This is a genomic window from Duffyella gerundensis (genome assembly GCF_001517405.1).
GTDB lineage: Bacteria > Pseudomonadota > Gammaproteobacteria > Enterobacterales > Enterobacteriaceae > Duffyella > Duffyella gerundensis.
On the sequence record NZ_LN907827.1, the window covers coordinates 1,146,015 to 1,166,662 of the forward strand.

General features: G+C 54.6%; 20 protein-coding genes. 10 read left to right on the forward strand and 10 right to left on the reverse strand.

Going from position 1 to position 20,648, the window contains the following annotated elements; genetic code table 11:
* Positions 1 to 319: 319 nt before the first annotated feature.
* Both EM595_RS05205 and EM595_RS05210 read left to right on the forward strand, forming a co-directional pair.
* Positions 320 to 2,245, forward strand: coding sequence for a methyl-accepting chemotaxis protein (locus EM595_RS05205; RefSeq protein WP_067428589.1), 1,926 nt, complete (start codon positions 320 to 322; stop codon positions 2,243 to 2,245).
* A gap of 179 nt (positions 2,246 to 2,424) precedes the next feature.
* Positions 2,425 to 3,261 carry a Cof-type HAD-IIB family hydrolase gene (locus tag EM595_RS05210; protein ID WP_067428591.1) on the forward strand — a complete coding sequence of 279 codons (837 nt, stop codon included), beginning with the start codon at positions 2,425 to 2,427 and terminating at the stop codon, positions 3,259 to 3,261.
* Positions 3,262 to 3,313: 52 nt separating this feature from the next.
* Here EM595_RS05210 and EM595_RS05215 read toward each other — a convergent pair whose 3' ends face one another.
* A complete protein-coding gene (locus tag EM595_RS05215) occupies positions 3,314 to 4,438 on the reverse strand; it encodes an iron-containing alcohol dehydrogenase (protein ID WP_067435194.1) in 1,125 nt (374 codons plus the stop codon).
* 300 nt (positions 4,439 to 4,738) lie between these two features.
* Between EM595_RS05215 and gntT the strand changes: the two genes are divergently transcribed.
* The 3 genes from gntT to lldD all read left to right on the forward strand — a co-directional run bounded on the left by gntT (position 4,739) and on the right by lldD (position 8,179).
* Positions 4,739 to 6,055, forward strand: a complete 1,317-nt coding sequence (gntT, locus tag EM595_RS05220; RefSeq protein ID WP_067428594.1) for a gluconate transporter — start codon at positions 4,739 to 4,741, stop codon at positions 6,053 to 6,055.
* Positions 6,056 to 6,221: 166 nt separating this feature from the next.
* Positions 6,222 to 7,007 (forward strand): transcriptional regulator LldR, encoded by a 786-nt coding sequence (gene lldR, locus EM595_RS05225; RefSeq protein WP_067428596.1) that lies wholly within the window; start codon positions 6,222 to 6,224, stop codon positions 7,005 to 7,007.
* Positions 7,004 to 8,179 (forward strand): FMN-dependent L-lactate dehydrogenase LldD, encoded by a 1,176-nt coding sequence (gene lldD / locus EM595_RS05230; protein WP_067428599.1) that lies wholly within the window; start codon positions 7,004 to 7,006, stop codon positions 8,177 to 8,179. Before lldR ends, lldD begins: the two co-directional genes overlap by 4 nt.
* Positions 8,180 to 8,248: 69 nt before the next feature.
* Here the strand turns inward: lldD and EM595_RS05235 are convergent, their stop codons facing one another.
* The gene (locus tag EM595_RS05235) at positions 8,249 to 8,494 is read right to left on the reverse strand and encodes a hypothetical protein (RefSeq protein ID WP_067428603.1); all 246 of its coding nucleotides are present in this window, start codon (positions 8,492 to 8,494) and stop codon (positions 8,249 to 8,251) included.
* A 277-nt stretch (positions 8,495 to 8,771) separates the two neighbouring features.
* Here EM595_RS05235 and EM595_RS21575 point away from each other — a divergent pair, with 277 nt between their 5' ends.
* The 5 genes from EM595_RS21575 to tatE all read left to right on the forward strand — a co-directional run bounded on the left by EM595_RS21575 (position 8,772) and on the right by tatE (position 11,679).
* Positions 8,772 to 8,855, forward strand: a complete 84-nt coding sequence (locus EM595_RS21575) for a small membrane protein YohP (RefSeq protein WP_442548578.1) — start codon at positions 8,772 to 8,774, stop codon at positions 8,853 to 8,855.
* A gap of 780 nt (positions 8,856 to 9,635) precedes the next feature.
* Complete coding sequence (gene cspE, locus EM595_RS05240; protein ID WP_067428606.1) at positions 9,636 to 9,845, forward strand: transcription antiterminator/RNA stability regulator CspE; 210 nt, start codon at positions 9,636 to 9,638, stop codon at positions 9,843 to 9,845.
* Positions 9,846 to 10,093: 248 nt separating this feature from the next.
* The gene (locus tag EM595_RS05245; protein ID WP_067428609.1) at positions 10,094 to 10,528 is read left to right on the forward strand and encodes a GNAT family N-acetyltransferase; all 435 of its coding nucleotides are present in this window, start codon (positions 10,094 to 10,096) and stop codon (positions 10,526 to 10,528) included.
* 9 nt (positions 10,529 to 10,537) lie between these two features.
* Positions 10,538 to 11,338, forward strand: coding sequence for a deaminated glutathione amidase (locus tag EM595_RS05250; protein WP_067428612.1), 801 nt, complete (start codon positions 10,538 to 10,540; stop codon positions 11,336 to 11,338).
* 131 nt (positions 11,339 to 11,469) lie between these two features.
* Positions 11,470 to 11,679 (forward strand): twin-arginine translocase subunit TatE, encoded by a 210-nt coding sequence (gene tatE, locus EM595_RS05255; RefSeq protein ID WP_067428615.1) that lies wholly within the window; start codon positions 11,470 to 11,472, stop codon positions 11,677 to 11,679.
* Between the two features lie 52 nt (positions 11,680 to 11,731).
* On the opposite strand, the gene EM595_RS05260 is transcribed toward tatE, so the two are convergent.
* The 8 genes from EM595_RS05260 to mrdA all read right to left on the reverse strand — a co-directional run bounded on the left by EM595_RS05260 (position 11,732) and on the right by mrdA (position 20,619).
* The gene (locus tag EM595_RS05260) at positions 11,732 to 12,793 is read right to left on the reverse strand and encodes an Ig-like domain-containing protein (RefSeq protein ID WP_157883848.1); all 1,062 of its coding nucleotides are present in this window, start codon (positions 12,791 to 12,793) and stop codon (positions 11,732 to 11,734) included.
* A 133-nt stretch (positions 12,794 to 12,926) separates the two neighbouring features.
* A complete protein-coding gene (lipA, locus tag EM595_RS05265; RefSeq protein WP_067428620.1) occupies positions 12,927 to 13,892 on the reverse strand; it encodes a lipoyl synthase in 966 nt (321 codons plus the stop codon).
* A 158-nt stretch (positions 13,893 to 14,050) separates the two neighbouring features.
* Positions 14,051 to 14,710: a lipoyl(octanoyl) transferase LipB gene (gene lipB / locus EM595_RS05270; RefSeq protein ID WP_067428623.1), complete on the reverse strand. Its 660-nt coding sequence runs from the start codon at positions 14,708 to 14,710 to the stop codon at positions 14,051 to 14,053.
* Between the two features lie 83 nt (positions 14,711 to 14,793).
* Positions 14,794 to 15,057 (reverse strand): DUF493 family protein YbeD, encoded by a 264-nt coding sequence (gene ybeD / locus EM595_RS05275; RefSeq protein WP_067428626.1) that lies wholly within the window; start codon positions 15,055 to 15,057, stop codon positions 14,794 to 14,796.
* A 104-nt stretch (positions 15,058 to 15,161) separates the two neighbouring features.
* Positions 15,162 to 16,373, reverse strand: coding sequence for a D-alanyl-D-alanine carboxypeptidase DacA (gene dacA / locus EM595_RS05280; protein ID WP_067428629.1), 1,212 nt, complete (start codon positions 16,371 to 16,373; stop codon positions 15,162 to 15,164).
* Between the two features lie 116 nt (positions 16,374 to 16,489).
* Positions 16,490 to 17,581 carry an endolytic peptidoglycan transglycosylase RlpA gene (gene rlpA, locus EM595_RS05285; protein WP_067428633.1) on the reverse strand — a complete coding sequence of 364 codons (1,092 nt, stop codon included), beginning with the start codon at positions 17,579 to 17,581 and terminating at the stop codon, positions 16,490 to 16,492.
* A gap of 12 nt (positions 17,582 to 17,593) precedes the next feature.
* Complete coding sequence (mrdB, locus tag EM595_RS05290; protein WP_067435197.1) at positions 17,594 to 18,706, reverse strand: peptidoglycan glycosyltransferase MrdB; 1,113 nt, start codon at positions 18,704 to 18,706, stop codon at positions 17,594 to 17,596.
* A gap of 8 nt (positions 18,707 to 18,714) precedes the next feature.
* Positions 18,715 to 20,619, reverse strand: coding sequence for a peptidoglycan DD-transpeptidase MrdA (gene mrdA, locus EM595_RS05295; RefSeq protein WP_067428634.1), 1,905 nt, complete (start codon positions 20,617 to 20,619; stop codon positions 18,715 to 18,717).
* Positions 20,620 to 20,648: the final 29 nt, after the last annotated feature.

Genomic DNA, 20,648 nt, shown 5'->3' on the forward strand with positions numbered 1-20,648 from the left:
ATGCTTTACTAAATTTGATACTATTTTCTTATTTTAATTATATGATAAATATGTATTTAATTTGATTTGCGTTAAATGCAGGCTACAGAAAAAATTACCTGTTTATCGTGTGGACAATTCAATGGTGCAATCTATAATTCAATTTCTTAACGAAAGGGATTAATAAAAACATTAATTATTAATATTAGCGGGCCATTTGGTCTGCTCAGTTGCGTTTTTTATTCATTAAATCTGCATCGACTAAAAATAAAACGGGATAAGTGCAGGCAACAAACAATGCACAAACCTAAATCGCCACATTAATTAGATATGAGACACCATGAAAAACATTTTGGATAACATGAAGCTGCCTGCAAAATTTCTGCTGCTGGGGGTTTTCGCCCTGATACTGTTTATTTTTCCGACCTGGTTATTTATTCAAACCGGCAATCAGCAGATTGATGCTAAGAACAGAGAGTTGAGCGGTATTCCGGTAGAGAAAGAGATGCTGACGCTGCTTAACATGTTGCAGCGTCATCGCGCCGAAAGTGCGCTGGCCATTTCAAAAAATACGCCGGATACCGCCTCACGTAGCGAACTGGTGGCGCAGATTAATCAGCTCTCAACGGCGATTATTGCCGATCTCAGCCGCACGGATAAACAGGCGCAGCCGTTACAGCAGTTTGATAAGGTCAGTAATGAATGGAATCAGCTGCAGCAGGATATTTCTGCTGGCAAGCTGACGCTGGCCAACAGCCTGAACCGCCACGCCAGGTTGATTCAAAGCCTGCTGAGCGCTAATCAGGATGTGCTCGATTTTTATGGCCTGTCGCTGGATGCCGATCTGAATACTTATCAGCTGATCATCAGCATCTATTCACGCCTGCCTGATTTAACGGAAACCCTGGGGCAGATTCGCGCCGCCGGAACCTCGCTGATTGCTGCCGGTAATACCAGCGATGCCGATTATGCGCGCATGGAATTTCAGGTGGATAACGGCCAGAAGGCACTGCAAGATTTCAGCAGCAGCCTGCAAAAATCCTTTGCCATTGATGACGCGCTGCACAGCCGCTTTGCCAACGCGTCCGACGGTGCTAACGACGGCGCGGTGAAGGCGCTGCAGCTGGCAGAAAGTATCTTTATCACCAAAAACGCCAGCGTTACCCCAACGGAATATGTCCGTGTATTCACCGACGCCATCAACCGCTATACCAGCATGGGCAGCGACATCAGCGATACGCTGGTGCAGATGCTTGATGCTCAGGTAGAGAAAAGCCGTCATGAGCAATACACGCTGCTGGCCTGCTTGCTGGCGGTGGCGCTGTTGGTGATTTTCGTTGCCGTTATGATTACGCGCTCCGTGACGCGTCCGGTGCAGTCAGCGGTAATGATCGCCAGCAAGGTGGCTGCGGGCGATCTCACTTCACAGATTACCTTTGCCGGTAATAACGAAATGGCCGATCTGCTGCGCGCCCTGCATCTGATGCAGCAGCGTCTGGCACAGCTGGTGTCGGATATCAAAAACAATGCCGTGACCATTGCCAGCTCCTCAGAAGAGATTGCCAAAGGCAATGGCGATCTTTCGTCGCGTACGGAAGAGCAGGCGTCATCGCTGGCTGAAACCGCGGCCAGCATGGAGCAGCTGGCATCCATTATCAGCCAGAACGCTGACAATACCCGTTACGCATCGGGCATGGCGGTTTCCGCTACCGATGCCGCGCTGCTCAGTGGTGAAGCGATGGGCTCGGTGATGGCCTCCATGGAAAAAATCCACAGCAGCTCTGGTGAAATCAGAGAGATCACCTCGGTGATCGACAGCATCGCCTTCCAGACCAATATTCTGGCGCTGAACGCCGCGGTAGAAGCGGCCAGAGCCGGTGAGCTGGGTAAAGGCTTTGCGGTGGTGGCCTCAGAGGTGCGTGCGCTGGCGCAGCGCTCGGCGGCAGCGGCTAAAGAGATCAAAGGCCTGATTGAGCAGTCGGTTGATCATGCGCGGCAGGGCATTTCCATGGCGCAAAATGCCGGTGAGAAAGTGAAGCAGAGCGTGGCGGCGATTGAGCAGACATCGCAGCTGATTAAAGAGATTTCGTCATCATCTGACGAGCAGAGTGGCGGCATTTCGCAGATCAATATTGCCGTGAACCAGATGGATCAGGTGACGCAGCAGAATGCGGCGCTGGTAGAGCAATCCGCCGCCTCGGCAGATGAGCTGGCCGAACGCGCGGTTAGCCTGCGTGACATGGTGGCCGTGTTCCGCACCGCCTGATGCTCTCTCCTGCAGCGGCCTGCAACAGCAGGCCGTTCTTTGCAACGTGCTTGCACGGCGCGTTGCGTTTTCCGCCAGCCGCCAGCGCAAATTTCCCCCCTTTATCTTGTCGCCTCCCGCCGAACGTTCTAACGTAATGTTCTACACAGCGTTTAACGTTATTTTCGGATGGAGGAATTATGTCGCAGGTAAAACTGGTTGCGGTGGATATGGATGGCACCTTTCTGGACGACGCCAAAAAATACAACAAGCCGCGATTTTTGCAGCAATATGCCGAACTGAAACGGCGCGGCATCCGCTTTGTGGTCGCCAGCGGCAACCAATATCACCAGTTGATCTCGTTCTTTCCGGAGATAGTTAACGACATTGCCTTTGTGGCGGAAAACGGCGGTTATATCGTCAATCAGGGCGAAGATGTGCTGGTGGGCGAATTCTCGCGTGATGATATTGCCGCGGTGATCGATACCTTGCGTAAAGGCGGTTATCCCGATCTGCAGTTTGTGATTAACGGCAAAAAGAGCGCCTATATTCTGCCCGGGGCCAGCGAGGCGTTTTTACAGAAAATGCAGCACTATTGTCATCGCTTACAGCCGATCAACAGCCTTGATGATATTGACGATAAAATCTTCAAATTCGCCCTTAACCTCTCCGACGATTATGTTCCCCAGTTAATGAATGATATTAATCGACTGCATGCGGGCGCCGCAGCGGCAACCAGCAGCGGGCACGGTTCGGTGGATCTGATTATTCCCGGCCTGCACAAAGCCAACGGTCTGGCGCTGTTGCAGCAGCGTTGGGGAATCAACAATGACGAGGTGCTGGCGTTTGGCGATGGCGGAAACGATCTGGAAATGTTGCAGCAGTCAGGCTTCAGCTTTGCCATGGCCAATGCGCCGCAGGCGGTAAAACAGGCGGCCCGTTATCAGGCGGGCAGCAATAATCAGCAGGGCGTGCTGGAAGTGATTCAACAGATGCTGGACGGTGAACCGCCGTTTACCGCCGTTTACCGCCAATAGCGTGACTCAGCAATAGCAGGAAAGGGCGCGCTGTCGGGCGCGCCACCTCACTTCAGCCGCAGTGAAATGCGCCGCTGAGCAGCATCCGCTGCTGCGTTTTATCATAATCCACCACGCCGTTTTTATTGTTGGCACGGGTCAGCACCCAATCGATCTCTGCCGGCGTCAGCGCTGGCGGCTGCTGCCAGAACGGTGTTATCGCCGTGCGCTGTAACCATTCACTTAGCTGTGCGGCCGGAGAACCCGCAGTGCCGGGAAACAGCACCCGCTGCATCTCCGTTAGCCACTGCTGCTGTTGCGCATTGGGCGCGCTGTCCAGCAAATTGAGAAACGGCAACAGCAGTCGCCCGCAGACTTCACCGTGATGCCAGGGTTTGATGGCGCCAATTTCTCCCGCCAGCCCGTGAATCACACCTAATCCCGCCGTGCTCAAACTGACGCCGCCCAGCCATGAGGTGAGCATCATCGCTTCACGCGCCTCATCGCCCTGGGCATCATCACGCAGCAGATCCGGCCAGCCGCGCATAAAATTTTGCAATCCGGTGAGCGCCAGCTGGCGGGTGAAATGATTCCCCTTGCCTGAAAGGTAGGCTTCAAACAGGTGAGTAAAGGCATCAATGCCGCAGTGCGCCAGAATCGTCGCGGGCGTGCCGCGCAGCAGATCGGCATCCAGAATAGCCACTGCCGGGACGAATACCGGATGGCGCAGCGACGCTTTTACCGGTCGTTCGCCCTGATCGGTAATCACCGCATTCTGCGTGACTTCGCTGCCGGTACCGGCGGTGGTGGGAATGGCGATCAGCGGCAAGGTGGCGGCAATAACGGCTAAATCACCGACTTTTTCCAGGTAGCGCAGGGTATTCTCAGGTTGCTGACTCATTGCCGCAAAGGCTTTCGCCGCATCAAGCACGCTGCCGCCGCCGATCGCCACCACGCGATCGACATGGCCACGCCAGCGCTGCACCCAGGCATCGACGTCGGCCGGGCTCGCTTCATGGCCGACAATTTCGTAACCGATGATCTGCTCGTTAAGCTCAGCTTTGATCGCCGCATACGCTTCGCTGTTAAGGAACGAGCGTCCGCAAAAAAGCAGCGTGGGCTGCGGCGTCTCCGCCAGCATCGGCAGCAGCTTCTGCAGGCTGCCGCGGCCAAAAAGGGTGTGCTGCCCGCTGTACATCTGGCTGATAGTCACTTCAACTCCTCGCAGTTAATCTGATCGTATCGGCTCAGTGTATCCGCTTTATGCACCGGTGCGACGGCCGGAAGCGCGCTGACAGCGGCTGAAAAGTTTGATCCCCTTCGCAAAACGCAAATTACCTTAGCAGCCTACGTTTCAGCCTGTGATTGTTACCGTTAACATGTTATCGGTAACAGCGTGTAACACGCGTATTGTTTTCTGTCATCCTGCACGGCTCAGGCCGTCATCCTCATCATTAAAGTGGCTGTTGCAACGGCCCAACGACTCGGAGAAAGACCTATGCCATTAGTTATCGTGGCGATCGGCGTGCTGCTGTTGCTGCTGCTGATGATACGCTTCAAGCTGAACGGCTTTATCGCCCTTATTCTGGTCGCGCTGGCGGTTGGGGTCATGCAGGGCATGCCGGTGAACAAGGTGATCACCTCCATCAAGATGGGCGTGGGTGGCACGCTCGGCAGTCTGGCATTAATCATGGGTTTTGGTGCCATGCTGGGCAAACTACTGGCCGACTGCGGCGGCGCACAACGCATCGCCACCACGCTGATTGCGAAGTTTGGCGAAAAGCACATTCAGTGGGCGCTGGTGCTGACCGGTTTCACCGTGGGCTTTGCGCTGTTTTATGAAGTGGGCTTTGTGCTGCTGCTGCCGCTGGTGTTCAGCATTGCCGCGTCGGCGCGCGTGCCGCTGCTCTACGTTGGCGTACCGATGGCTGCTGCGCTGTCGGTGACTCACGGCTTTCTGCCGCCGCATCCGGGTCCCACGGCGATTGCCACACTGTTTAACGCTGACATGGGCAAAACGCTGCTTTACGGCACGCTGCTCGGCATTCCCACGGTGATTCTGGCCGGCCCGGTTTACGCCCGCTTTCTGAAAAGCATCGACAAGCCGATCCCGGAAGGGCTCTACAATCCCAAAACCTTTACCGAAGCGGAGATGCCGGGCTTTGGTGTCAGCGTCTGGACCTCGCTGGTACCGGTGATTTTGATGGCGCTGCGCGCGGTGGCGGAGATGGTGCTGCCAAAAGGCCATGTGTTGCTGCCCTACGCCGAGTTCTTTGGCGATCCGATTATGGCCACGCTGATTGCGGTGCTGATCGCGATTTTCACCTTTGGTCTGAATCGCGGCCGCAGCATGGATGAGGTCATGGGCACTATTACCGACTCTATTAAAATTATCGCCATGATGCTGTTGATTATTGGTGGTGGCGGCGCGTTTAAGCAGGTGCTGGTGGACAGCGGCGTGGATAAGTACATTGCCGGGCTGATGCATGAAACTAACGTGTCACCGATTTTTATGGCCTGGTCGATCGCCGCCGTGCTGCGTATCGCGCTTGGCTCAGCGACCGTGGCGGCGATTACCGCCGGTGGCATCGTCGCCCCGCTGATTGCCACCTCTGGTGCAAGCCCGGAGCTGATGGTGATTGCTGTGGGTTCCGGCAGCGTGATTTTCTCACACGTTAACGATCCCGGCTTCTGGCTGTTTAAGGAGTATTTCAACCTGACCATTGGCGAAACGCTGCGCTCCTGGTCGGCGCTGGAAACCATTATCGCCGTATGCGGCCTGATCGGCTGTCTGCTGCTTTCAACGGTGATATAAGCTGTCACGCGAGGGCAGGCCACTGCTCTCGCTTTTTGGTCCTACCAATCCCACCAAAAAACTTCTGAGCGTTCACATAACGCAAATATCCTCGCCGCATTTATTGCCTGTAAGCCCTCTGGCGTGAACTATGTGCGTTCTGAACGCTGTTTTGGTATGACCAATCATGAAAAATACCCCGGCGCGGCTGGTTGATGACATCGTCACGCAGCTGCGCGCGCTTATTGCACAACGTGACCTGCAGCCAGGCATGCGTTTGCCTGCGGAACGGCAGCTGGCGGCCGAGCTGGGCGTATCGCGATCGTCGCTGCGTGAGGCGATTCAAAAGCTGGTGGGCAACGGCCTGCTGGTCAGTCGGCGCGGCGGCGGCACCTGGCTGCAACAGCAGCTTGCCCCCTGGTCAGAACAGCAGATTGTTACGCCAATCCGTTCGCTGCTGGCGGCCGATCCCGATTACCGCTATGACATTCTGGAAGCGCGCCACGCCATCGAAGCCAGCACCGCCTGGCATGCCGCGCTGCGCGCCACCGAGGCGGATAAAGAGCGACTGCAATATTGCTTTGACGCCACGCTTGCCTTTCTGGAACACGACGATCCCGAACTGGCGGCGCAGGCCGACGTCCGTTTTCATCTCGCCATTGCGGAAGCGTCCCATAACCTGGTGCTGTTACAAACCATGCGCGGCTTTTTTGAGTTGATGCAGTCCAGCGTTATTCACAGCCGCAGGCAGATGGTGATTCAGCCGACGCTATTCGCCCAGCTTACCGATCAGCATCGGGCATTGTTGCAGGCGATTCTGGCGGGCGATGCCGAAGGTGCGCGCCAGGCAGCGATGACTCATCTGGCGTTTGTCCACAGCACGCTGAAAATCCAGAGTGAAAACAGCGCCCGCCAGGCGCGTATTACCCGCTTGCCCGGCAATCAAACTCATCAACAGGAACCTGAATCATGATTATTTCCGCCGCCAGCGACTACCGTGCCGCTGCCCAGCGTATTCTGCCACCTTTCTTATTTCACTATATTGATGGCGGCGCCTATGCCGAACAGACGCTGCGTCGTAACGTCGAGGATCTGGCTAACATCGCGCTGCGTCAGCGAGTGCTGAAAAACATGTCGGCGCTGAGCCTGGAAACACGTCTGTTCAACGAAACGCTGGCGATGCCGGTTGCGCTGGCACCGGTAGGACTCTGCGGCATGTATGCGCGCCGCGGCGAAGTGCAGGCGGCCCGTGCCGCAGACAGCAAAGGCATTCCGTTTACGCTTTCTACCGTTTCCGTTTGTCCGATTGAAGAGGTGGCACCGGCGATTAACCGCCCGATGTGGTTTCAGCTCTATGTGCTGCGCGATCGCGGCTTTATGCGCAATGCGCTGGAGCGGGCGAAAGCCGCCGGCTGCTCAACGCTGGTGTTTACCGTGGATATGCCCACGCCCGGCGCACGTTATCGCGATGCGCATTCCGGCATGAGCGGCAGCAATGCGGCGCTGCGCCGTTACATTCAGTCAGCGACCCATCCACAATGGGCGTGGGATGTCGGCATCAACGGGCGGCCGCACGATTTGGGCAATATCTCAGCCTATCTCGGCAAGCCTACCGGCCTGGCGGATTACATTGGCTGGCTGGCTAATAACTTCGATCCCTCTATCTCCTGGCAGGATCTGGAGTGGATCCGTGATTTTTGGGATGGCCCGATGGTGATCAAGGGGATCCTTGACGCCGACGATGCGCGTGACGCGGTGCGTTTCGGTGCCGATGGCATCGTGGTCTCGAATCATGGTGGTCGCCAGCTCGATGGCGTGCTGTCGTCGGCGCGCGCACTACCGGCCATCGCCGACGCGGTAAAAGGGGATATCGCTATTCTTGCTGACAGCGGTATCCGCAATGGCCTTGACGTGGTGCGCATGGTGGCGCTCGGTGCTGACTGCGTGCTGCTTGGCCGGGCGTGGCTTTATGCGCTGGCGACGCACGGTGAAAAGGGCGTCGCCAACCTGTTGACGCTAATCGAAAAAGAGATGCGTGTGGCGATGACGCTGACCGGCGCGAAGTCGATAGCCGAAATTAACAGCGATTTACTGGTGCGTGAACTCAGGCGAGGGATTGAAGAGGCGGCAGACAGTGTGTGGTGATCGCGCCGGGCAGAGTCAGCAATAACGGCGAGCAACCGGGCCACGCGAGTGTGGCCCGATGTCAGGGACTTAGTGCGGCTGTTCGAAGCCGGCTTTAATCATCTGTTCACGCAGCGCACGCGCAATATAGCGGTTGCCGCCGGTGACCGGATAAATGACGTTGTTAACTACATCGTCAAGATAGTGCTCTTCAAATTCCTGCTTACAGAGCTGCGTACCGCCTTCATCATTGATAGCGATGGACCCTTTGATCAGGTCACCTCTGTTTTTAGCTTTCAGGCTGTAACGCCCCATGCTGGTATTAATCGTACTCATGCGTTCTCCTTATGACTCACTAACAGGTCATATATCTGCATCTGCTCTTGGTACCGCATAAAGTTTAGACAGTGAGCAAAAGCAAAGCGAAGCGGCAAAACAGCAAAATATTCCATGACGCGATCGCCATCGCAAAAATTATTCCCGCAAAGCGCACCTGCTTAACGTGAGGGAAACAGAATTTTAGCAAGATGAGCGTGCTAACAGGCATAAACGCTGAAATAATCTATGCTTATTATGAACGTAATACATTGAACTAAAAGGCGAGGGAAAAGGGATGAAAATTTTACTGTGGATCATTGCCATCATCTTCATTGTGGGGCTGCTGACGCTGACCGGCGTATTTAAGCTGATTTTCTGATAGCAAGCGCTCCTGTCAGGGAGCGCGTTTCGCTACCGGCTGTTCTGACGATCGATCAGTGCGCGGGTAGCGGGATCGATTGGCGTCTGGGGTAGTAGATCGTGTAAGCAGAGTCGCTTACGGCATGCTGCACAGCAGGCGCCATGCAAATCCTGCGGATGTTTGCCAAAGTGAGTAAATGAAAATTTACTGCTGCCGCACGCAGTACATCTGATCTTCATGACCACAATCGTCCTCCCTGTTGCTTCTTAATAAGACAAATCTTAGCAAAACCCTCCCGCTATAAGTAAGTTTTATTTATTAATTGTTGCGCTAAATCAATTCGTCTTTTTCACCCCATCGAAGCTGAAAATGCCGGTACGTGCGATGAGTGCCTGATTGTAAAAAGAAAATTTACGCATTTCTGTTACCGGTTCGTCTGCTCACGCATGGGAGAAGAGAGGTAATGATGTCAACGCTGGAGGCAGTTTTGTTGCGCAAGAACCGCAGAAAGCCGCCTGCTACCCGGCTACAGAGCCAACTTTCTCTATTTTTAGCCAGTAAGCGCGCGTACTAATGATAAAACATAAATATAACAATCAATTAACATCGCAGGCGTGGTTAAAGTCGCAGCAATCAAGGCATAAACAGGGCTAAAAGCGCGTACATAAAATGCCCGGTTATGAAAAGAAATCGATATTTATCACTTTTTACGTAAGTGGCACTGGACAAACGCCACAGCAATTGCTGTACTTAATAGCGACACAGTTAAGTGTCCATTTTCAAGTAAAGGTAATTTAGATGTCCAAGATTAAAGGTAGCGTTAAGTGGTTTAATGAATCTAAAGGATTCGGTTTCATTACTCCTGAAGATGGCAGCAAAGATGTATTCGTACACTTCTCTGCTATCCAGAGCAACGGTTTCAAAACACTGGCAGAAGGCCAGACTGTTGAATTTGAAATCACTGATGGCCCGAAAGGTCCTTCTGCCACTAACGTTATCAGCGCATAACCTTCTGGCACAGATTCTAAAAACCTGCCGTTTGGCGGGTTTTTTTTTGCCTAAAAATCATCTCACTCATTAGCCTGACTGCACTTCTTGCCCTGCGTTAATTCGCTAAATTTTCTGTGTGGGCTGCCATAGCGCAGTGACATTTCTCACCTTTTTACGTTCTGGCGTCCATCCAGCAGCAATGATTGCTGCTTTTATTATGTGCACGCTATATAACTAGACGGAAAGAGACATCACGGGGAAGCGGCATGAATATTCGTCCGGCACAGGTTAATGACAGTTTTGCACTCAGCGCGTTGCTCAGCGAGTTGGGCTACGGCAGCACCGATGACGTTATGACCCGGCGACTGAGTCAACTGATCGCCGACGAAAAAGAGACGCTGCTGGTGGCGGAAGAGGGCAGTACGGTGCTGGGATTTATCTCGCTGCATTTTATTCCGCAGCTGGCGCTGGCCGGGGACTTCGCGCGCATTAGCTATTTCTGTATAGCGGAAGGTGAGCGCAGCAAAGGGCTTGGACAGCAGCTTCTGGCCCACGCCGAACAGATCGCCGTCCGGCACGGTTGCGATCGCATGGAAGTGCACTGCAACGCGCATCGACACAAAGCGAATCAGTTTTATCTGCGTGAAGACTATGAAGAGTCACCGCGCTACCACATCAAACCGCTGAATGTCGGACAGTGAGGCAACAGCATGAAAATTGCTATGGGACAGTTTGCCGTCAGCCGCGATCCGCAAGACAACGCGGCAACCTGCATTAGCCTGATGCAGCAGCAGGCGCTGGCAGGCGGTGCTGCGCTGCTGGTCCTGCCGGAAGCGGTGCTGGCGCGTGATAACGCCGATCCTGACCACGTCATCAACGCCGCGCAACCGCTGAATGGCCCCTTTATGACTGCGCTGCGAGCGGCCAGCAAAGACAACGCCTTAACCACCGTTTTTACCCTGCATGTGCCCACGGCCGATCGCAAAGCGCTTAATGTACTGGTCGCTCTGCGCGGCGGTGAAGTGATTGCCACCTACGACAAGTTACACCTTTACGACGCCTTTAACGTACAGGAATCACGACGGGTAATGCCAGGCACGCAGATTCCGCCGTTGATTGAGGTTGCCGGCATGAAGGTGGGATTGATGACCTGCTATGACGTGCGCTTTCCTGAACTGGCACGACGTCTGGTGCTCGACGGCGCTGAAGTGCTGGTTCTGCCCGCCGCATGGGTGCGAGGGCCGCTGAAGGAGCGCCACTGGGAAGTGCTGTGCAGCGCACGGGCGCTGGAGAATACGGCGTTTATGGTTGCGGTGGGGGAATGCGGGCCGCGGAATATCGGCAACAGTCTTGCCATCGATCCGCTGGGCGTGATCGTCGCCAGAGGCACGGAAGCACCGGGGCTTATTTTTGCTGAGCTTGCTGCGTCTCGCCTTGCTGAGGCCCGCAGCGCGCTGCCGGTGCTGGAAAATCGGCGCTTTGCTAAACCTGAGCTGGAGGCTAAGAAATAGCGCCGTTTTACGCTAATGTCGTTTACGGGCAGGGAAGCAGACCACTATCACGCCCTGTTACAGATTGCTGTTGTATTGAGCAATCAGAAAGGCGTATATAAGCAGAACAGCTTATTCTGAGGTTAAGAGTTATGGAAGGTATCAGCATTGCCAAGTTGCTTATCATCGGTGCGCTTATCGTACTGCTGTTTGGCACCAATAAACTGCGCTCGCTGGGCGGCGATTTAGGCTCCGCCATTAAAGGCTTTAAAAAAGCGATGAGCGATGATAGTACCACCGCGAAAAGCACGCCAGCAGAAGACGCCGCCGCCGCTGAGCGCGTAACGCATAAAGAATCCTGATTCTCTGTAAATAAATGTAACGACGCGCTGGGTTCACCAGGGCGTCGTTTTTTTATGGCTGCGAACCGGCGAGCAGGTCGAGATCCTGATGCCAGCGATCGCTCTCTGTGCTGCCTGCAGACATCGGCGTGATGGTCAGGCCAGAAGGCAGCAGATCGGTCCATATGTCGTCCGCTTCAGGCAAGATCTGCAGGCTAAACTCTTCTGACGCCGCTGCCTCTTCTGGGGGTAACAGCAGGCTAAAATCTATTTCGCTTGCCGGACTCAACAGTTCTTCAATCCACAGCCCGGAAGGTTGCTCAGCAACATCAATGGTAAAGGTTAACGGCTCTGCCAGTGAAAAAGTGCGTCCTTGGGGATCAATGATCGAAGTATCAAGTTGATACGTGCCGTTCTCCAGCCCTTCATCGTGTCGCCATGTCCAGATGCCCGCCGCATTGCTTTCGCTGATACCAGCCAGTTGATCGTTGATATAAATTTCAATCTGGCTGTTAGCGGGCGCTATGCCCTGAAGCAACGGATGATTGCCAGCATCAAGTACCACGTCGATACTGTCTGCTGAATGCGTTTCAGAGGCCGTTTCGACATTGTTGGCCTCTTCTGCAGGTTCGGCTGTTGCTGTGATGGGCAGCATGTCTGTGCTGACATCATTGTTGCCAGCGGCGTTGATCATCGCGGGTTCATCTGCGACAGCTAAAGACAAGTCGGCTGTATGGGCAGTCATGCTACGGTAGCTCCCTTCCTGAGCGTTAAGTGAAGGTGAAGGCAATGAAAAGCCATCGGCAAATACGGGCTGTTGCTGATAACCCGTATTCTGCGAGAACGACATGATGTGATCCTCAACGTTGCCGTTCTGCACTGCTTCCTGCGCCAGCCATTCGGCGATAAAAGCGGGCTGGTGTTGATAGAGATACTGCATGCTTACCGCAGTAGCGATCAGGGCCAGGCCACAGGTGGCGTGATTGGCGTGAAGGTGAGATGTATTTTCGAGCAGAAGCTTTTCCCGCATCTGCTCAATGTGCTCTGCTGAGGTAACGCCGCTGCCAACGTTCAGGCGAGAAGTGTTCAGGTGTGCCGGCATTGCCTCTGGCAATAAAGTGGCGCGTGTTTGCATAGCTGACCTTAATATAAAAAATAAAAGTGCAAAGGCACTTAAAAAGTGATTCAGCATTAACAGGCGGCCAAAAAGCGTGGGCCTTAAACGAAAAAAAGCAGCCCGCAGGCTGCTTTTTTGATCGAGCGCAAGTTTACTTCACTTCGAGCCCTTTGGCCTGCATATCGGCGTGATAAGAAGAGCGAACAAACGGGCCACAGGCGGCATGGGTAAAGCCCATCGCCATCGCTTCCTCTTTCATTTCGTCGAATTCGGCAGGGCTAACGTAGCGCTGCACCGGCAGGTGGTGACGGCTTGGCTGCAGATATTGACCCAGCGTCAGCATCGTAACGCCGTGGCGACGCAGATCGCGCATCACCTCAACGATTTCAGCGTTGGTTTCGCCCAGTCCAACCATCAAACCCGATTTGGTAGGAATGTCAGGATGCGCCTCTTTAAAACGCTCCAGCAGCTTCAGAGACCAATCGTAGTTAGCTCCCGGACGCACCTGACGATAAACGCGGGGCACGTTCTCCAGATTATGGTTAAACACATCTGGCGGCGTGGCGGTTAAAATGTCCAGGGCACGATCCATACGGCCACGGAAGTCAGGCACCAGCGTTTCAATCTTAATCGTCGGACTCTTTTCACGAATGGCCGTGATGCAGTCGGCAAAGTGCTGTGCACCACCGTCACGCAGATCGTCACGATCCACCGAGGTGATAACAACATAACGCAGCGCCATGTCGGCAATGGTTTGTGCCAGTTTGCCCGGCTCGTTGCTATCCGGCGTCACCGGACGACCGTGGGCCACGTCACAGAAAGGGCAGCGACGGGTACAGATTGCGCCAAGAATCATAAAGGTGGCCGTACCGTGATTAAAACACTCTGCCAGGTTAGGGCAGGAGGCTTCTTCACACACCGAGTGCAGTCCATTTTTACGCATTGCGGCTTTGATGCCCTGAATGCGACTGGAATCGGCCGGTAATTTAATCTTCATCCACTCCGGCTTGCGTAAGATCTCCTGACGCTCGGTCACCACGGTTTTCACCGGGATCAACGCCATTTTGTCTGCGTCACGATATTTGACGCCGCGTTCCATCTGAATTGGTTTACTCATAAATGTGCCGGTTCCGGTTTGGATAACGGTTCAACGGCGTCAGCGAGCACGCCATCAACTTTATTTGATAAATTGGCAAAAATTATATCATTCTGCCGGGCAATTATCAGCCTGCTGATGTGCGGTAACGTTACAATTTTGTAAAACAGCACATACAATCACAGAACATCCAGTTCATCTGCCGACCGCCACTCGCAACGGGTGATGGCCAGCTGCTGGCAGAAGGCATCGATCAGGCGTGGCTGAACGTCGGCTGGCGTTACGCCGGGCGCAACATCACTCAACTGCATCATCTGCATACCGGCATAGCCGCAGGGATTAATGCGCTGGAAGGGGGCTAAATCCATGGCGATATTCAGCGCCAGACCATGGAAAGAGCAGCCTTTGCGGATGCGCAGGCCAAGCGAGCAGATCTTCTTCTCGCCAACATAAACGCCCGGCGCATCGGCCCGTGCGCTGGCGCTGACATCATAGTGTGCCAGCGTCTCTACCACCGTCTGTTCCAGCGCGGTGACCAGCTCACGCACGCCGGTTTTACGGCGCTTCACATCCAGCAGCACATACATGATTTGCTGGCCGGGACCGTGATAGGTTACCTGGCCGCCGCGATCGCTTTGCACTACCGGGATATCACCGGGCACCAGCACGTGTTCCGCTTTTCCTGCCTGACCCTGCGTGAAAATAGGCGGATGCTCCACCAGCCAAATTTCATCGGCGGTTGTCGCGTCACGGGTATCGGTAAATTGATGCATGGCCTGCGAGACGTCATGCCAGGGGCGCAGACCCAGTTGGCGAATGATGAGAGTATCTGATTGCAAAGCTGCTATCCGCTGAGGGCACAAGAAGGGCAGTATAACGCTGGCAAAGGGCAACACCAAACGCCCTTTGCCGTCGGGCAAGGTCAGAGCACCATACGAACAATTTCGATGTTACCTAACTCTTCATACAGGATTTCAACCTGCTCAATATGCGTGGCGGTAATGGTAATAGAAACCGAGTGATAATTACCTTTACTGCTGGGTTTCACATCCGGCGAGTAATCGCCAGGCGCATGCCTTTGCACCACTTCAACCACGTGATCAACCAGCTCCGGTTGCGCCAGACCCATTACTTTGTAGGTAAACGGGCAGGGAAATTCGAGCAGCTCTTTCAGATTGGTTTTCATAATAACTCCGGTGCACAAAAAAGGCTCCCGCCGAAGCGGGAGCGAGAGATAATAATGTTATAAGGGCGGCGAGGGAGAAATTCAAGCCTCTCGCCGCGCCGGGCTTAACCGAACCAGTGGTGGAACATCAGTTTGATGTAATCCACGATGCGGCCAAGGAAGCCGCCTTCCGGCACTTCATTCAGCACCACCAGCGGATGCTGCTCAACGGTTTTGCCATCCAGCTGGAAGTTAATGCTGCCAACTACCTGATTTTTCTTCAGCGGCGCATGCAGTTCAGTGTTGGTCAGCACATAGCTCGCTTTCAGATCTTTCATGCGGCCACGGGGGATAGTGAGATAAACATCTTTATCCACGCCCAACTCAACCCGATCGCGATTACCAAACCACACCGGCTCAGATGAGAACTCTTTGCCCGCTTTCAGCGGCGCAACGGTTTCAAAAAAGCGGAAACCCCAGGTCAGCAATTTTTTACTCTCAACTTCGCGCCCTTTAAAGGTGCGTCCGCCCAATACGGCAGAGATCAGACGCATCTGGCCTTCGGTTGCTGAGGCGACAATGTTATAACCTGCCGCACTGGTATGACCCGTTTTGATGCCGTCAACGTTGAGGCTGGTATCCCACAGCAAACCATTACGGTTGGTCTGACGAATATTATTGAAGGTAAACTCTTTCTCTTTATAAACCGAATACTCTTCCGGCACGTTACGAATCAGTGCCTGGCCAATCAGTGCCATATCGCGCGCTGAGCTGTACTGACCATCGGCATCCAGACCGTGCACCGTCTGGAAATGGGTATTCTGTAGGCCAAGCGCCTTAACGTAGTTGTTCATCAGACCAACAAACGCATCCTGGCTGCCGGCAACATAATCGGCCATCGCCACGCAGGCGTCGTTACCTGACTGCAGCACAATGCCGCGTGTCAGCTGGGATACCGGCACGCGATCGCCTGGCTTCAGGAACATCAGCGATGAGCCTTTAAACACCGGATTGCCGGTCGCCCACGCATCCTGACCCACGGTGACCATATCATCCTGATGGATTTTGCCCGCTTTCACCGCCTGACCGATAACGTAGCTGGTCATCATTTTGGTCAGGCTGGCAGGATCGCGTCGCGCATCGGCATTTTTCTCTGCCAGCACTTTTCCTGAGTTGTAGTCGATAAGCACATAGGCTTCGGCATCGATATCGGGCACGCCCGGAATCATCGTTTTCAGATTAACATCTTCAGCCAGGGCGAAATGGCTAAGGCTAAGTGCGATCAGCGATCCCACTGATAAACGTTTAAAGAGAGAAGCAGGTTTCAAAGTGTTCATGTGTGGGACGACGGCATCCATGGGGTTAGGTTTAAAAAAGTGGCTTACTATAACAAATGCCGGTTTTACCGGCATCCTGTCTCGCCATTCCGTTGTGATCAGACATTGCTCAGTGCTTACATTTCAGGGCGAGCGCTGGTAATAAAGCCATCGATCTGCGCTTCACTTTTCAGGCGCTGCTGCAGGGCGGCTGCTTCCGCACGGGTTTTAAAGCCGCCAAGCTGCACGCGCTGCACATCACCTGCAGCTTCAACCGCACCCGGGACGCTGAAGCGCTGGCTCAGATTATTCATCAGCTGCTGCGCACGAGCGGGATCTTTCACCGCGCCGACCTGCACAACATAACCAACTGCCGGATGCGCCGTTGTGGCACTGGCAGCGGCAGGGGGAGCGGGCTGAGTCATGGCCGGAGCAGCAGGCGCAGGCTCGTTGCTTTCCAGCACGCCGCCTGGCAGCGGCTGTGGTGCACCAAGGAAACCGCTGCTGCGCACCGGTGCGCCCACATCGCTTTCGCTGTTTAGCGTGCTGTTGTCAACCGGATGGCTCTCACCCTGGTTCATCTCTGGCGCCGGTGCCGATGGCGTACCGAGCACCGTCATGCCGCCGCCAGCGATATCCGGACGTGCGGGCAGGGCATAGCTCTGTTTAGCGACGCGAGTGCCGATGGTACCGGGACCGGAAAGCGTGCCGTCTGGCGCCACATTAATAAAATCAATGCGCACCTTGCTGTTATTAGAGATGTTCAGGCGATCGCCCGCCGCACGCGACAGGTCAATAATGCGGCCTGGCTTATAAGGGCCACGGTCGTTGATACGCACTACAATCTGTCGGCCGTTGGCGATGTTGGTCACGCGAACGTAGCTGGGGATGGGTAGCGTGGGATGCGCTGCGGTAAGGGCTTCGGGATCAAAGTTCTCGCCCGAGGCGGTGCGCGTACCGTTGGCTTCCTCGCCGTACCAGCTGGCAAGGCCCGTTTCGCTGTAGTTCGACGGATCCTTAACGATACGGTAGTTTTTGCCGTTGACGCTGTAATCCTGGCTGGTGGCCGGATTCACAGGTTCATAACGCGGCTCAACGCCGCCGATTTCCACCACCGGTCCGTTGTAAGCGGCAGGCTGTTGCGATGAAATCGGTGCCTGTTGATCGTTGGTGCTACAGGCGGCCAGCAACAGTGAAGCCACGCCAATCCAAAGCCAGTCCTTACGCATGTGTGAAGCCTCTTAAACGCTTTTCGATAACATTTTTCGATGAGTGTGGATCGACATCACAATGCCAAATCCCGCCATAAGCACAATCAACGCTGAACCGCCGTAGCTGACTAACGGCAACGGCACGCCAACTACCGGTAAGATACCACTAACCATGCCGATGTTAACAAAGACATAAACGAATAAAATCAGCATCAGGCCACCCGCCATCACGCGGCCAAAGGTAGTTTGCGCTTTAGCTGCAATCATCAGGCCTCGAATGATCACCAGCAGATACAGGGCCAGCAGAATCAGCACGCCCACCAGGCCCAGCTCTTCAGCCAATACCGCGAAGATAAAGTCGGTGTGGCGTTCCGGCAAAAACTCCAGCTGTGACTGGGTGCCATGCAGCCAGCCTTTGCCGCGCAGACCACCGGAACCAATAGCGATTTTTGACTGAATAATGTGATAACCAGCACCCAGCGGATCGCTCTCGGGATCGAGCAGCATCATGACGCGGTCGCGCTGATAATCGTGCATCAGGAAGAACCAGAGCACCGGAATAAAGGCGGCAACCAGCAGCACCGCCACGCCAATCAACTTCCAGCTCATGCCCGACAGGAACAGCACGAACAGTCCGGATGCAGCGATCAGAATAGAGGTGCCGAGATCGGGTTGCGCAGCCACCAGCAGCGTGGGTAAAAAAATCAGTATCAGTGCGATACCGGTGTTTTTCAGCGTGGGCGGACAGACGTCACGGTTGATAAAGCGCGCCACCATCAAAGGTACGGCGATTTTAGCGATCTCCGACGGCTGAAAGCGCACCACGCCGAGATCGAGCCAGCGCTGCGCGCCTTTACTGATTTGGCCGAAGGCGTCAACCGCCACCAGTAAGATGACACAGACGACATAGAGATAGGGTGCCCAGCCTTCATAGACGCGCGGCGGCACCTGAGCCAGCGTAATCATCACCACCAGCCCCATCAGAATCTGGCCGATTTTGCGCTCCATCATACCCGGGTCCTGGCCGCTGGCGCTCCACATCACAAAGGCGCTGTAGATCAGCAGCCCGGAAATAATGACTAAGAAAATGGGATCGATATGGAGACGTGTCCAGATCGATCTTTTTTGCGGACTATCGCTCATGGACATGATTATTCACCTTCGTAGCCGGGTGGCACCGGCGCGGCGTCGGGCAGCACGGTGTTATTGTCGCCTAACATAATATGATCGAGGATTTGACGCATCACGGTTCCCACCGCCGGACCTGCGCCGCCGTTCTCCAGAATAATCGTTACCGCAACGCGCGGTTTGTCATAAGGGGCAAAGGCGGTCATCAGTTTGTGATCGCGCAGGCGCTCGGCAATTTTGTGGGCGTTATAGGTTTCGTTTTCTTTCAGGCCAAAGACCTGCGCCGTTCCCGATTTGGCCGCAATTTTGTAAGGCGCATCGGCAAAGCTTTTGTGCGCCGTGCCGTTGGCGCGGTTGGCAACGCCATACATGCCATCTTTGGCAATTTCCCAGTAGCCGGAGTGAATATCGGCAATTGGCTGACCCGGCGGCTGACGCCAGGGAACCAGTCGATTATTCTCACGGGTGGCGCGCAGCAAATGCGGCACCTTCACCTGGCCATCGTTAATCAGAATCATCATCGCTTTGTTCATCTGCAGCGGAGTAGCGGTCCAGTAACCCTGGCCGATGCCGACCGGAATGGTGTCGCCCTGATACCACGGTTTTTTGAACCGCTTCTGCTTCCATTCGCGGGTTGGCATGTTGCCGGGATTTTCCTGCGGCAAATCGACGCCGGTGCGCTCGCCATAGCCGAACTTGTTCATCCACTCGCCCAGACGATCGATGCCCATGTCATAGGCGACCTGATAGAAAAAGGTGTCCGCTGACTCTTCCAGCGACTTGGTGACGTTCAGCCGGCCGTGGCCCCACTTTTTCCAGTCACGGTAACGCTTTTCAGAACCCGGCAGCTGCCACCAGCCCGGATCGAACAGGCTGGTATTGCGGTTGATAACGCCAGCGCTGAGCGCTGAAACAGCAACGTAGGGCTTAACGGTTGAGGCGGGCGGATAGGCCGCCTGTATGGCGCGGTTGTAGAGGGGGCGATTTTCATCGCTGAGCAGCGCCTTGTAATCCTTACTGGATATACCGTCAACAAACAGGTTGGCGTCGTAGCTCGGGGTCGAGACCAGCGCCAGCAGTTCGCCGGTACGTGGATCCGAAACCACTACCGCCGCCCGGCTGCCAGCCAGCAGCGTTTCGATATATTGCTGCAGCTTGAGATCGATAGTCAGCCAAATATCACGGCCCGCCTGAGGCGACTGTTCATGCAGCTGACGGATCACGCGCCCGCGGTTGTTGACTTCAACCTCTTCATAGCCGGTTTTGCCATGCAGGACGTTTTCATAAAAGTTTTCGATACCGAGTTTGCCGATATCGTGAGTCGCGGCGTAGTTAGGCCACAGCCCCTCTTTGTCGAGGCGCGCAACGTCGCGATCATTAATTTTGGATACGTAGCCCACCACGTGGGTTAACGTCGGACCGTAAGGATAATAACGGCGCTGATAGCCTTTGACCTCAACGCCAGGAAAGCGGTACTGATTAACGGCAAAACGCGCGACCTGCACGTCGTTCAGCCCGGTCTTTAATGCAATTGAGGTAAAGCGGCGTGAGCGCTTGCGCTCTTTCTCAAACGCATCAAGATCGTCATCGGTGAGATCAAGCACCGGACGCAGCGCCTGTAGCGTCTGCTGCAAATTATCGACCTTTTCCGGCACCAGTTCGGCCTGATAGATCGTGCGATTCAGCGCCAGCGGCGTGCCGGCACGATCGTAAATAATACCGCGGCTCGGCGCCACTGGCACCAGCTTGATACGGTTCTCATTGGAGCGCGTACTGTAATCTTCGAAGCGCAGGATCTGCAGGTGGTAAAGATTAACCACCAGAATGCTGGAGAGGAGAAGAATGCCAAAAAATGCGATCAGCGCACGGCGCACAAACAGGGTTTGCTCGCCGGTATAATCTCGAAATGAGTTACGTTGTAATTTCATCCGCTGCTTGAGTTGTCCGGTTAGCTCTG